Here is a 13,700-nt window from a genome sequence, read left to right as displayed (position 1 = left end):
AGGCTCTAATTAGTTCCAGATGTTCCAGGGTGTCTGCATCCAGACTGCAATAACGACCAACCAGAGAAGGGTAACGGGAATAAAAATCTTCCATCCCAGACGCATGATCTGGTCATAGCGGTAGCGCGGAAATGTAGCCCGAACCCAGATAAAAAGGGTAACCACGAAAAAGGTCTTCAACCCTAACCAGACCCAACCCGGTATCCAGTTGAACAGCGCACTATCGATGGGTGACAGCCATCCTCCCAAAAACAGGACACTCGTCAGAATGGAAATCAGCCACATGTTGGCATATTCAGCCAGATAAAACATGGCATAGGACATGCCAGAGTACTCAACCATGTGGCCAGCGACAATTTCCGACTCTCCCTCCACCACGTCAAACGGATGGCGGTTTGTCTCTGCCAAACCCGAAACGAAATAGATCACAAAAATAGGCAACAAGGGCAGCCAGTTCCAAGAAAGGAAATTCAATCCCATATGTGCAAACTGCCCTTTTCCTTGTCCCACAACGATATCCGTCATGTTCATGCTGGCCGAAACCATCATGACAACAATCAAGCAAAAACCCATGGCAAGCTCATAACTCACCATTTGCGCCGAAGCACGCAGCGCAGCCAAAAACGGGTATTTCGAATTGGAAGACCACCCGGCAATCACAACGCCATAGATTTCCAGCGATGCAATGGCCATGACAAACAAAAGGCCTGCATTGACATTTGCCAAAGCCACCTCAGGTCCGAACGGCACCACAGCCCAAGCCGCCAAGGCCGGCATGATGGTCAAAATAGGGGCAAGAAAAAACAGCCCCCTGTTGGCTGCCGCAGGTGTCAAAACCTCCTTGGCAAGAAGTTTCAACGCATCTGCAATGGGCTGCAACAAACCCATCGGGCCGACCCGGTTGGGACCAATACGAATTTGAATCCAACTGATGAACTTGCGCTCCCACAGTGTCAAATAAGCGACCGCTCCCATCAGCGGAGCAACGAGCACCACAATCTTGATCAATATCCACAACACCGGCCATGCCACACCCGTCCACCAGGTAGCATTCACCAGCCCCGCACCCCAATTAAAAATTGTGTCAATCATGCTGCCACCTCCGAGGCACCCGCCACAAGCTTGGCATCAGCTGTCAGTTGCAAACTACCAGCACGCCGCACAATGCCGTCCAGCGCATAGATGCCGGCGACAGCTGGCGCTCCAGAACGACTCACCGTGTCTATGGGCGCCTTCGTCTCATTGCCCAACAAAGAAGCATCGACAAAGACGGCATCTGCCGCACTCAATCCAGCAATGTCACGGCGAACCTCCTCGGATGAGGCAAATTCAAACCCAGGTATTTCCAGCAAATTGGCCAGCACGCGCAACACTTTCCAGGCTGGCCTGGTTTCTCCCAGGGGCTTAACCACCGCATGGAAATCCTGAGCACGTCCTTCAGCATTCACAAAAGTGCCGGACGTTTCTGTGAACGGCGCAATTGGCAACAGAACGTCACTGAAGGCCATATTGGCCTTGAACGGACTCAAGGTCACAACCATCTCTGCCTTGTCCAAGGCGCCGACCACAGTTGGACCGGCAGCAGAGTCAAATTCGGGTTCGGTATTGAGCAGCAGAATCGCTTTGGCAGCACCATCCAGCATTTGTCCGGCGTGTAGACCTGCTGCACCAGGTAAAGCCTTCACCAGTTGAGCACCCACCGTATTGGCTGCCTCTGTCAGATAACCCACGTTTGCGCCAGTTTCCCGGGCAATCCAGTTTGCAATAGCCAGAAGACTTGACGCAGCTGCATGATGGGCCGCACCATTACCTAGCAGGATTGCCTTGCGTTCACCCCCACCCAGCAGATTCTCGGCAATAGCCTGTGCCACCGCAGTAGCCTCACCACTCACAGGTGCCGCAACACCCTTTATGGCAGCCACAGCCACAGCCACGTCAGCCACAGCCTGCGGCCATTGCGCTGGTTCAACAACTACTCTGTTGACCACAGGCATGGCCCAATCGATGGAGCGTGCAGAAATTGCGTTGATAACACAGCCTTTTCGTGCCGCCTGCCGAATGCGCTGCGCAAACAAAGGATGATCTTTGCGCAACTCAGAACCGACCACCAAAACGCTCTGCAATTCTGAAAGAGCCGCTATTGAACGTCCCAGATAACGAATACCTTCGAAAGCAGGGAATTCAGCGTTGCGCAAGCGGTAATCAACGTTATCGCTGCCCAAGCCCCGTGTCAATTTGACAGCCAGGTGTAACTCTTCCAACGTGCAATGCGGACTGACCAACGTACCAATGCTCTTGGGTGAGTGCTGGGCACTGATCTGCTTGAGACCATTGGCAACATACTCCAAAGCTGTTTGCCAATCCACGTTTTGCCACTCTCCGCCCTGCTTCAGCATGGGCGAAGTCAAGCGCTCGCTGCCATTGAGCGCTTCATAAGAGAAGCGATCACGATCGGCAATCCAGCACTCATTCACCGCTTCATTCTCCAACGGAAGAACACGCATGACTTTGTTGTTCTTGACCTGAACAATCAGATTTGCACCCGTAGAGTCATGAGGGCTGACGGACTTGCGGCGTGACATCTCCCAGGTCCGTGCGCTGTAGCGGAATGGCTTGCTTGTCAGGGCACCCACAGGGCAAACATCAATCATGTTCCCCGACAACTCGGAATCCACGGTGTGACCAACAAACGACTCAATCTCCGAGTGCTCACCCCGATGCGCCATGCCCAATTCCATGACGCCGGCAATCTCCTGCCCAAAACGAACACACCGCGTGCAGTGAATACAGCGGCTCATTTCCTGCATGGAGATCAGAGGGCCAACTTCTTTCGGATGAACAACCCGTTTTTCTTCCTCATAACGAGAAACTGAACCCCCATAACCGACAGCCAGATCCTGCAACTGGCATTCCCCTCCTTGGTCGCAGATGGGGCAATCCAGCGGGTGATTGATCAGCAGGAATTCCATAACGGACTGCTGAGCCTTGATCGCCTTATCGGTTTTGGTATGCACCACCATCCCCTGGGTAACCGACGTCGCACAAGCCGGCATAGGCTTGGGCATTTTTTCAATATCAACCAAACACATGCGGCAATTCGCCGCGATGCTAAGCTTCTTGTGGTAACAAAAATGCGGAATATAAGTACCCGATTTTTCTGCCGCATGCATCACCGTACTGCCTGCAGCAACAGCTACCTTTTTACCGTCGAGTTCAATTTCAATCATCTGGGGCTCGCTCAAACGTAAGCTGGAACCATGCAGGTTTTGTGCACCACGTGGTATTCAAATTCATGCATGAAATGCTTGAGCATTGCACGCACTGGCATGGCCGCAGCGTCACCAAGAGCACAAATCGTGCGCCCTTGAATATTCTCAGCTACCGAGTTCAACAGCGCCATGTCCGATTCGCGACCGAGTCCGTTTTCAATACGGTCCACCACGCGCGACAACCACCCGGTACCCTCCCGGCAAGGCGTGCACTGTCCACAAGACTCATGCATGTAAAAATAACTCAGCCGCTGCAAGCTTTTAACCATGCAACGAGAGTCGTCCATCACAATCACAGCACCTGAACCCAACATGGAACCAGCCTTGGCAATGGAGTCGTAATCCATGGTGCAGTCCATGATGATGTCCGTCGGTAACACCGGTGAAGATGAACCGCCAGGAATGACAGCCTTCAGTCGTCGCCCGGCACGAACCCCACCAGCCAGCTCCAGCAATTTGGCGAATGAGGTCCCCATGGGGACCTCATAATTGCCAGGCAACTCGACATCACCACTCACTGAAAAAATCTTGGTTCCACCGTTATTTGGTTTACCACACTCCAGATAAGCTTGCCCACCATGGCGAATGATCCAAGGCACAGCGGCAAAGGTTTCGGTATTGTTGATGGTTGTTGGCTTGCCATATAGACCAAAACTAGCCGGGAATGGCGGCTTGAAACGAGGCTGGCCCTTTTTGCCTTCCAGCGATTCCAGCAACCCAGTCTCTTCGCCGCAGATGTAGGCACCAAAACCATGCGCAGCATGCAACTGGAAACTGAAATTGCTACCCAGAATATTGTCACCCAACAAGCCCGCAGCTCGCGCCTCACCCAACGCCTGTTCAAACCGGCGATACGTATGAAATATTTCACCATGGATATAGTTGTATCCCACCGTGATGCCCATGGCGTAAGCGGCGATGATCATCCCCTCAATCACGGTATGAGGGTTGAATTCCATAATGTCTCGGTCCTTACACGTACCAGGTTCACCCTCATCAGAGTTACAAACCAAATACTTCTGACCGGGGAACTGCCGTGGCATGAAACTCCACTTCAATCCTGTGGGGAAACCTGCACCACCACGCCCGCGCAATGAAGACTCCTTGACGACAGCAATCACCTGATCCTGGGTCAAACCCGGTCCACCGTCTTGTCCCAACACCTTGCGCAATGCTTGGTAACCACCACGCGCCTCATAGTCCTTCAGATGCCAATTGGAGCCATCCAGTCCGGCAAAGATCTGAGGATTGATGTGCCTACCATGAAAGCATGTCTGAACACCGGTAGCCTGGAACTGCGCCAGCAAACTGTCAGCGTTCATGATTTCACCTCCAGAGACCGCAAACCATCAACCAGTTGATCCAGTTTGTCATCACTCATAAAGCTGCACATGGTCGTGTCGTTAACCAGCATCACGGGCGAGTCCGCACACGCACCCAGACACTCACACTCCTGCAAAGTGAACAACCCATCAGACGTGGTCTGATTAGCGTCAATACCCAGCCGCGTCTTCAAATGCGCCATGGCTTTGCCGCCATCACGCAACTGACAGGGAAGATTGGTGCAGACATTGAGCTTGTACTTGCCAACCGGCTTTTGGTTGTACATGTTGTAAAAGCTGGTGACCTCATGCACGGCAATGGGTGCCATACCAAGGTAATCCGCGACAAACTGCTCACTTTCAGCACTCACATACCCCAATTCCTGTTGCACGATTTGCAAACAAGCCATCACGGCTGACTGACGCTGATCAGCAGGGTATTTGGCGACCTCTTGCGCAAAAGCAACTAAAGACTTTTCAGAAATCATCTGTCAACTTCCCCAAACACAATGTCCATCGTGCCAATGATCGCCACCGCGTCAGCAATCATGTGACCCTTGCCCATCTCATTGAGTGCAGCCAGATGCACAAATGCAGGCGGACGAATCTTCATGCGGTAGGGCTTGTTTGCACCATCACTGATCAAATAAATGCCAAACTCGCCCTTGGGGTGCTCAATGGCGGCATAAGCCTCCCCCTCCGGAACACAGAAACCTTCTGTGAACAACTTGAAGTGGTGAATCAGCTCCTCCATGTTGGTCTTCATGGATTCGCGATCAGGTGGCGCAATTTTGTGGTTATCTGTAATCACTGGCCCTGGATTGGCACGCAACCAATCCACACATTGCTTGATGATCCGATTGGACTGTCGCATTTCTTCCATGCGCACCAGATAACGGTCATAGCTGTCACCTGTTTTACCCACCGGAATATCAAAATCCAGTCGATCATAAACATCGTAGGGTTGCTGTTTACGTAGATCCCAGGCAACGCCGGACCCGCGCAACATCGGACCGCTGAAGCCCAGATTCAAGGCACGTTCCGGTGTCACTACACCGATGCCAACAGTACGCTGTTTCCAGATTCGGTTTTCTGTCAACAACGTGTGATATTCATCCAGATAGGTTGGAAACCGTTGGGTAAAGTCATCAATAAAATCAAGCAGACTACCGTTGCGGTTGTGGTTACGTTGCTCAATTGATCTCGCACTGCGAACCTTGTTGGGCTGATGACGTGCCATCGTGTCTGGCAAGTCACGATAAACACCACCCGGACGGAAATAAGCAGCGTGCATACGCGCACCGCTGACAGCCTCATACATGTCAAAAAGATCTTCACGTTCACGGAAAGCATAGAGCATGACCGTCATGGCGCCACAATCCAGTGCATGCGCACCAACCCACAACAGATGGTTGAGCATCCGTGTGATTTCCGAAAACATGACCCGGATGTACTGCGCACGAATCGGCACCTCCAGGCCCAGCATTTTTTCAATGGCCAGGCAATAGGCGCTCTCGTTACACATCATCGACATGTAATCCAGTCGATCCATGTACGGCAATGTCTGGATATAGGTTTTGCTTTCGGCCAGTTTTTCGGTAGCTCGATGCAATAAACCGATATGCGGGTCTGCGCGCTGAATCACCTCGCCATCGAGCTCCAATACCAGACGCAAAACACCGTGCGCAGCGGGATGCTGCGGTCCAAAATTGAGGGTGTAGTTCTTTATTTCAGCCATGACTCATCCTGCGTGATGCAAGCCCCCGTAATTCTCTTCGCGGATGATGCGAGGAGTGATCTCGCGCGGCTCAATCGTGACTGGCTGATAAACCACACGCTTTTGCTCTTCGTCGTAACGCATCTCGACATGCCCCGACAACGGAAAATCCTTGCGGAAGGGATGTCCAATAAAACCATAATCCGTCAGAATCCGGCGCAAATCATCATGCCCTTCAAAGACGATGCCATACAAGTCAAAAGCCTCTCGCTCGAACCAATTGGCCGAACTCCAAATATCGCAAACCGAACTGACAACCGGTACCGCATCATCAGGCGCAAACACTTTGAGCCTGACACGCTGATTCAGACTAACCGACAACAAGTGCAGCACCACACAAAAACGCGACCCAACAAGTGACCCAGTTTTATAGGCAGAGTAATCAACACCACACAAATCCATCATCTGCTCGAATTTGCAGGATGGATGATCACGCAGAATACCTGCCGCCTGAAAATAATCAGCGGCACGAACCACCACTGTCAACTCACCCAACCTGATTTCACTGCTTTGAACCAGATCACCCAACGCAGCATCCACCTGCGTCTTGAGCACTTGAGGATTTACAGCATATAAAGTCATTGGATTCCTCTTACGTGCGTGCAATCGTTTGGGTACGGCGAATTTTGGTCTGCAACTGGATGATGCCGTACAGAAGCGCCTCAGCTGTGGGCGGGCAACCCGGGACATAAACATCCACAGGGACAATGCGATCACAACCACGCACAACCGAATAGCTGTAGTGGTAATAACCACCTCCATTGGCACACGACCCCATGGAGATCACCCAACGCGGCTCACTCATCTGGTCATAAACCTTGCGAAACGCCGGCGCCATCTTGTTGCACAAGGTGCCAGCCACAATAATCAAATCTGACTGGCGCGGACTGGCACGAAACACCTCCGCACCAAAACGACTGATGTCATAACGAGCGGCCGCAGCATGCATCATCTCCACCGCACAACAAGCCAAGCCGAATGTCATGGGCCACAACGAACCCGTCTTGGCCCAGTTCATCACCGAGTCATAACTGGTGGTGACAAACCCCTCCTTGAATACACCTTCAATCATGCATTGCTCCCGGTTATTCCCAATCAAGGGCACCTTTTTTCCACATGTACACGAAACCCAGAATCAGGATAACCAGAAAAATCATGACTTCCCAAAACCCGACCACACCAACATCCTTAAGAGCGACTGCCCAGGGCACCAAGAAGGCAATTTCCAGATCAAACAAAATGAACAAAATGGCCATCAGGTAATAACGGACGTCGAATTTCATCCGAGCATCGTCAAATGCCTCGAAGCCACATTCATAAGGGGAATTTTTTGCAGGATCCGGGCGATTTGGCCCCAGAACATAGCCAATCACCTGCGGAATAATGCCAACCGCGATGCCGACCAAGATAAACAGAAGAACTGGCAGATATTGATCAAGGTTCATCATACGAGTTTGGTTTATCTGCGCCTTTGACACATTGATCTGTATCAAAGATATTTTTGCTTGGTGCCGTCGGCGAGACTCGAACTCGCACAGCTTTCGCCACTACCACCTCAAGATAGCGTGTCTACCAATTTCACCACGACGGCTGTTTTGATCACCTTGGCAAGCAACATGCTTGTATTGATACATGCTTGTCAAGGTGACCTAGAGTTTACCCTGAAATCCCCAACTTCCCTGCGGAAATAGGGCATTTCGTGACGCAATTATTTCGAAGGAATTTGCGCTGCACCAGAGGCGGGTGCTGCCGGCGCCACGGCGGCTGGTGCCGACGGCACCACAGCAGCATTTTCGAGAACACTATTCGAACTAGGAGCAGGCCGAGCTGCTCCGAAATAGGCCAGCATCAGCGTGCTGACAAAAAAGATCGTTGCCAACACCGCCGTGGTACGCGACAAGAAGTTGGCACTGCCACTGGCTCCAAACAAGCTGCCAGAACCACCACTGCCGAAAGCAGCCCCCATATCCGCACCTTTGCCATGCTGGACCAGGATCAGCCCCACCATCGCTACAGCAGCAATCATTTGTACCGCCAACAAAATGGTCATCAAAACGTTCATCATCTCACTCCTAATTCAGTAGCCGCTCAGGCCTTTTCAAGCAGCAGCGGCAATAATTGTTAAAAAATCCTGGGCTTTCAATGCGGCACCACCAATCAAGCCACCATTGATGTCAGGCTGTGCCAGCAAGGCACTGGCATTGGCGGCATTCATGCTGCCACCATACAAAATCTGGATGCGATCCGCATTGGCAGAAGCCGCCTTGAGCTGAGCACGCAGCACAGCGTGCACTTGCTGTGCCTGATCAGGTGTGGCGGTCTTGCCAGTACCAATCGCCCACACCGGCTCATACGCCACCACAATTTCGCTGATGCAGTGCCCGTTGGCATGGATCACAGCAGCCAGTTGGCGTTTGACCACCTCGTCAGTTTTGCCGGCTTCACGTTCAGCCAGTGTCTCCCCCACACACACAATCGGCGTAATGCCACAGCCCAGAGCACGTTGCACCTTGGCTGCCACCAGCTCGTCGGTTTCGCCATGGTACTGACGGCGCTCGGAATGCCCCGCAATGACATAACGCACACCGAATTCCTTCAGCATGACGCCCGAAATTTCACCGGTATAAGCCCCACTCTCATGAGCCGAGATATCTTGTGCGCCCAACTCAATGGCGCTGCCAGCCAACAGTGTCTGGCACTGCGATAAATAGATGGCTGGCACACCAACGGCCACCTGACAAACCGGTTGACCTAACCCCGCCAGAATGGCCTTGAGAAGCTGTTCGTTGGCAGCCAGGCTGCCATTCATCTTCCAATTGCCAGCAATGAGTTTTCTCTTCATGCGTTTCCCCAAGTCAAAACAATTTTGCCCACGTGCTGACTGGATTCCATCAAGGCGTGTGCCCTGGCGGCATCAACTGCCGCAAATGTGCCGTGAATCACGGGTTTGATTCGCCCTGATTCAAGCAAAGGCCAGACCGTCTTGAAACAGGCCTGGGCAATGGCTGCCTTGAACGCCACCGGACGTGGACGCAGCGTAGAACCCGTCACCGTCAGGCGTCGGCGCAGCACCAGTCCCGCGTTGATTTCACTTTGTACCCCACCCTGCACCGCGATGATCACCAAGCGACCATCATCCTTCAGGCTCTGCACTTCCCTGGCAACATAACTGCCAGCCACCATGTCCAAAATGACGTCTACACCTTGCCCGTCAGTCAGGCGCAGCACCTCGGCCTGAAAATCCTGCGTTTTGTAGTTGATGGCGGCATCAGCCCCCAGCGCCAGACAAGCTGCACATTTTTCATCACTGCCAGCCGTCACAAACACCCGCACACCCATGGCCTTGGCCAACTGGATGGCAGTGACGCCGATGCCGCTGGCACCACCTTGCACCAACAAGGTTTCACCGGCCTGCAAATGCGCCCGGTCCATCAGATTGCTCCAGACCGTGAAGAAGGTCTCCGGCAGACTGGCTGCCTCAACGTCACTCAATCCAGCAGGCACCGGCAGACACTGGGCCACTGGCGCCACACAATACTGCGCATAACCCCCGCCCGCCACCAAGGCACAAACCCGATCACCCAGGCGAAGACCTGCCAGCGCCAATTCCGCCTCATCGCCCTGCGCAATCACACCGGCCACTTCCAGCCCGGGAAGATCCGAGACGCCAGGCGGCACCGGGTAACGCCCCAGACGCTGAAGCACATCCGGCCGATTGACGCCACTGGCCTGCACACGAATGAGCAACTCCCCGACACCTGGCACTGGCATGGGTCGTTCACACAAACGCAACACGTCAGGCGCCCCAACCGCCGTGATTTCAACCGCCTTCATCAACATTTTGGCCTGTAGCCCGTATGAAATATGCGCAGACAGCTATCAAATTAACAGCGATCAGGAACGATTTTCCGAACCCGTCTGGGCTGGGCGTTCCATCAAGGCTTTCATCGACAACTTGATACGGCCTTTTTCATCGGTTTCCATGACCTTGACCTTGATGATTTGTCCTTCAGACAGGTAGTCGGTGACTTTTTCGACGCGCTCATGGGCAATCTGACTGATGTGCAGCAAACCATCCTTGCCTGGCAACAGGTTGACCAGTGCACCAAAGTCGAGAATCTTGGTGACCGGACCTTCATAGACTTTTCCGATTTCCACCTCAGCAGTGATGGCTTCGATACGCTTTTTGGCTTCCTCCGCCTTGGCTGGATCTGCAGAGGCAATCGTGATGGTGCCATCTTCCTGGATGTCGATCTGGGTGCCGGTCTCTTCGGTCAGCGCGCGGATCACGGCGCCGCCCTTGCCGATCACGTCACGGATCTTCTCGGGGTTGATCTTCATCGTGAACAGGCGGGGCGCGAAGTTGGACACCTCGGTCTTGGCCTCGCTCATCGCTTCTTGCATCTTGCCCAGGATGTGCATGCGCGCTTCCTTGGCCTGTGCCAACGCCACTTGCATGATTTCCTTGGTGATGCCTTGAATCTTGATGTCCATCTGCAGCGCGGTGATGCCGTTGGTGGTACCGGCGACCTTGAAATCCATGTCACCCAGGTGGTCTTCGTCACCCAGGATGTCGGTCAGCACGGCGAAACGGTTGTCTTCCTTGATCAGGCCCATGGCGATACCGGCCACGTGCGCCTTCATCGGCACGCCGGCATCCATCAGGGACAGGCAGCCGCCGCAGACCGAAGCCATCGACGAGGAGCCATTGGATTCGGTGATTTCCGACACCACACGCATGGTGTAGGGGAAGTCTTCCTTGCTCGGCAAGCAGGCCACCAGGGCACGCTTGGCCAGGCGACCGTGACCGATTTCGCGGCGCTTGGGCGTGCCCACGCGGCCGGTTTCGCCGGTGGCGAAGGGAGGCATGTTGTAGTGCAGCATGAAGCGGTCTTCGTAGTCGCCGCTCAGGGCGTCGATACGCTGGGCATCGCGCTCGGTACCCAGGGTGGTGACCACCAGGGCCTGGGTCTCACCGCGGGTGAACAGGGCGGAGCCATGGGTACGGGGCAGCACGCCGTTGCGAATCTCGATGGGGCGCACGGTGCGGGTGTCGCGACCGTCGATGCGGGGCTCACCAGCCAGGATCTGACCCCGCACCAGGCGGGCTTCAATATCAAACAACATGCCTTCGACTTTGACGCCGTCAAACTCAGTACCGTCAGCTTTCAAACCGGCCATCACATCAGCATAAGCGGTACGGCAAGCCTGAGTACGCAACTGCTTGTTGCGAATCTGGTAAGCGGCGCGCAACTTGTCATTGGCCAGGGCTTCCACCTTGGCAATCAGGGCTTCGTCCTTCGCTGGCGCCTTCCAGTCCCAGACTGGTTTACCGGCATCACGTACCAGATCGTGAATGGCGTTGATGGCAATGTTGCCTTGCTCGTGGCCAAACATCACCGCCCCCAACATGACATCCTCAGGCAATTGCTCGGCCTCGGATTCCACCATCAGCACCGCGGACTCCGTACCCGCCACCACCAGATCCATCTGGCTGTTTTTGCGCTGTGTCTGTCCGGGATTCAAGACGTATTCACCATTGATGTAACCCACACGGGCTGCACCAATCGGGCCACTGAACGGCACACCACTGACCGAGAGAGCTGCACTGACCGCAATCATGGCAGCGATGTCGGCATCCACTTCAGGATTGAGCGACAGGGTATGCACCACCACATGCACTTCATTGAAGAAGCCTTCGGGAAACAACGGACGGATCGGGCGATCAATCAGACGGCTGGTCAGCGTCTCATACTCGCTGGGGCGGCCTTCGCGCTTGAAGAAGCTGCCAGGAATCTTGCCTGCGGCATAGGATTTTTCGAGGTAATCCACCGTCAGCGGGAAAAAATCCTGCCCTGCTTTGCCTTCGGATTTGGCCACCACCGTGGCCAGCACCACGGTGCCGTCCATATCCAGCATGACAGCGCCACTGGATTGACGGGCGATTTCGCCGGTTTCCATGGTGACCGTGTGTTGACCCCATTGGAAGGTCTTGCTTACTTTATTGAACATCGTCATGAATTTCTCCTGAATGTAGAGATTGGTGCGGGAGGTGCAGGCCACCTCACCCAAGCCCGGATCAGACACAACAGGCCACGATGCCATTCCAGAGCCCGGCAATCCCAAAAGATTCGCCAGGCTTTGGAATGACACAGCTTCGCTCCGTTTTTGCCATCTCCGAAGTAAAAAACGCCTGAGCTAGTGACCTAACTCAGGCGTTCGTCATTCTTGCTAACCGATTACTTGCGCAGACCCAATTTAGTGATCAGGGCCACGTAGCGGTCTGCATCCTTGCTCTTGAGGTAGTCCAGCAGCTTACGACGACGGCTCACCATGCGCAGCAGACCGCGACGACCGTGGTGGTCTTTGGCGTGGGTCTTGAAGTGGGGGGTCAGCTCGTTGATACGGGCCGTCAACAGGGCCACCTGAACTTCCGGGCTACCGGTGTCGTTGGCAGAACGTGCGTTGTCTTTAACGACAGCGGCTTTGATACTGGATGCAATCATGTTATTTCCTCGATATATACAACTTGCGTCAGACGCTGGAACGGCCCCTGACGTGCGAATCTGCAAACCATGCAGAGCCGGTGATTATAGCCGGACCTGCCGCCTTGCCCCAACCACAACAAAAACCCCAAGCCACTCAGGGACGCTGCATCCGGCAGGTGCTGGGCAACTGCGCCTCTTGCGCCCTGATGGTCTTGATCACCCGAAAGCCATAACCCGAACCTTCCACATCAAACTTGACCCCGGGCGTGCCCTGGCGATCCATCAATCCGACCACCAGCGTCTGCTGAAACTGGTGATCGGCAGGACGCATCACCCCATTTTGGGCATAAAAAGACACCTCAGCCCGCTCCAACTGGTTCGCCACAGCGACAGAATCAATCGTCCCCGCCGCCTCCACCGCCTGCACCAGGGCTTGCACCATCAGTTGCATGCGCAGGTGGACATAGTCGTCCGCCGGGTTCGGGAAACGCTGGCGAAACGCCCGGTAAAACGCCTCACTTTGCGGCGTTGCCACATTGGGCAACCAATCAGCCACCGCCACGACCTTGCCGATACCGGCATCCCCAATGGCAGCAGGTGCCCCCAGAGCATTGCCGTAGAAGGTATAAAACTTGCCATCGAATCCCACATCCTTCGCTGCCTTGACCAGCAAAGTCAGGTCATTGCCCCAGTTGCCGGTGATCACTGCCTGCGCACCACTGGCCTTGATCTTGGTCGCATAAGGCAGAAAATCCTTGACTCGGCCAATGGCATGCAATTCGTCACCCACAATGCGCACATCCGGGCGCAAAGCGTTCAACTGGCGGCGCGCCTCACGCGCCAC

Annotated in this window: 14 protein-coding genes and 1 tRNA gene; all 15 read right to left on the bottom strand. The window is 54.2% G+C overall.

The genetic code is table 11. From position 1 onward, the window contains the following. Positions 1 to 9 precede the first annotated feature (9 nt). Complete coding sequence (gene nuoH, locus PHW99_RS01570; RefSeq protein ID WP_300173097.1) at positions 10 to 1,092, bottom strand: NADH-quinone oxidoreductase subunit NuoH; 1,083 nt, start codon at positions 1,090 to 1,092, stop codon at positions 10 to 12. Further along, the gene (gene nuoG, locus PHW99_RS01565) at positions 1,089 to 3,227 is read right to left on the bottom strand and encodes an NADH-quinone oxidoreductase subunit NuoG (protein WP_300173094.1); all 2,139 of its coding nucleotides are present in this window, start codon (positions 3,225 to 3,227) and stop codon (positions 1,089 to 1,091) included. The genes nuoH and nuoG overlap by 4 nt, the downstream gene beginning before the upstream one ends. Positions 3,228 to 3,238: 11 nt before the next feature. Further along, positions 3,239 to 4,591, bottom strand: coding sequence for an NADH-quinone oxidoreductase subunit NuoF (nuoF, locus tag PHW99_RS01560; RefSeq protein ID WP_300173091.1), 1,353 nt, complete (start codon positions 4,589 to 4,591; stop codon positions 3,239 to 3,241). Further along, positions 4,588 to 5,079 carry an NADH-quinone oxidoreductase subunit NuoE gene (gene nuoE / locus PHW99_RS01555; protein ID WP_300173088.1) on the bottom strand — a complete coding sequence of 164 codons (492 nt, stop codon included), beginning with the start codon at positions 5,077 to 5,079 and terminating at the stop codon, positions 4,588 to 4,590. Before nuoE ends, nuoF begins: the two co-directional genes overlap by 4 nt. Continuing rightward, positions 5,076 to 6,329, bottom strand: coding sequence for an NADH-quinone oxidoreductase subunit D (locus tag PHW99_RS01550; RefSeq protein WP_300173085.1), 1,254 nt, complete (start codon positions 6,327 to 6,329; stop codon positions 5,076 to 5,078). The genes nuoE and PHW99_RS01550 overlap by 4 nt, the downstream gene beginning before the upstream one ends. A 3-nt stretch (positions 6,330 to 6,332) precedes the next feature. Next, positions 6,333 to 6,950, bottom strand: a complete 618-nt coding sequence (locus PHW99_RS01545) for an NADH-quinone oxidoreductase subunit C (RefSeq protein ID WP_300173082.1) — start codon at positions 6,948 to 6,950, stop codon at positions 6,333 to 6,335. A 10-nt stretch (positions 6,951 to 6,960) separates the two neighbouring features. Next, positions 6,961 to 7,440, bottom strand: coding sequence for an NADH-quinone oxidoreductase subunit B family protein (locus PHW99_RS01540; protein ID WP_300173080.1), 480 nt, complete (start codon positions 7,438 to 7,440; stop codon positions 6,961 to 6,963). Positions 7,441 to 7,453: 13 nt separating this feature from the next. After that, complete coding sequence (locus tag PHW99_RS01535) at positions 7,454 to 7,813, bottom strand: NADH-quinone oxidoreductase subunit A (protein ID WP_300173248.1); 360 nt, start codon at positions 7,811 to 7,813, stop codon at positions 7,454 to 7,456. Positions 7,814 to 7,874: 61 nt separating this feature from the next. Further along, a tRNA-Leu gene (locus tag PHW99_RS01530) sits at positions 7,875 to 7,959 on the bottom strand. Between the two features lie 117 nt (positions 7,960 to 8,076). Further along, positions 8,077 to 8,430 (bottom strand): preprotein translocase subunit SecG, encoded by a 354-nt coding sequence (gene secG, locus PHW99_RS01525; protein ID WP_300173078.1) that lies wholly within the window; start codon positions 8,428 to 8,430, stop codon positions 8,077 to 8,079. 36 nt (positions 8,431 to 8,466) lie between these two features. After that, positions 8,467 to 9,210, bottom strand: a complete 744-nt coding sequence (gene tpiA / locus PHW99_RS01520; RefSeq protein ID WP_300173076.1) for a triose-phosphate isomerase — start codon at positions 9,208 to 9,210, stop codon at positions 8,467 to 8,469. Further along, positions 9,207 to 10,202: an NAD(P)H-quinone oxidoreductase gene (locus PHW99_RS01515; protein WP_300173074.1), complete on the bottom strand. Its 996-nt coding sequence runs from the start codon at positions 10,200 to 10,202 to the stop codon at positions 9,207 to 9,209. The genes tpiA and PHW99_RS01515 overlap by 4 nt, the downstream gene beginning before the upstream one ends. 60 nt (positions 10,203 to 10,262) lie before the next feature. Further along, positions 10,263 to 12,386, bottom strand: coding sequence for a polyribonucleotide nucleotidyltransferase (pnp, locus tag PHW99_RS01510; protein WP_300173073.1), 2,124 nt, complete (start codon positions 12,384 to 12,386; stop codon positions 10,263 to 10,265). Positions 12,387 to 12,607: 221 nt separating this feature from the next. Further along, positions 12,608 to 12,874, bottom strand: a complete 267-nt coding sequence (gene rpsO / locus PHW99_RS01505) for a 30S ribosomal protein S15 (protein WP_300173072.1) — start codon at positions 12,872 to 12,874, stop codon at positions 12,608 to 12,610. A 136-nt stretch (positions 12,875 to 13,010) separates the two neighbouring features. Then, positions 13,011 to 13,700, bottom strand: a 690-nt coding sequence (locus tag PHW99_RS01500; protein WP_300173070.1) for an ABC transporter substrate-binding protein, incomplete at its 5' end; no start/stop codon positions are given.

Origin of the sequence: Rhodoferax sp. (genome assembly GCF_028689305.1) — a bacterium.
In the GTDB taxonomy this organism is placed as follows: Bacteria; Pseudomonadota; Gammaproteobacteria; order Burkholderiales; family Burkholderiaceae_C; genus Rhodoferax.
This window is presented reverse-complemented; position numbering and strand designations above follow the sequence as displayed.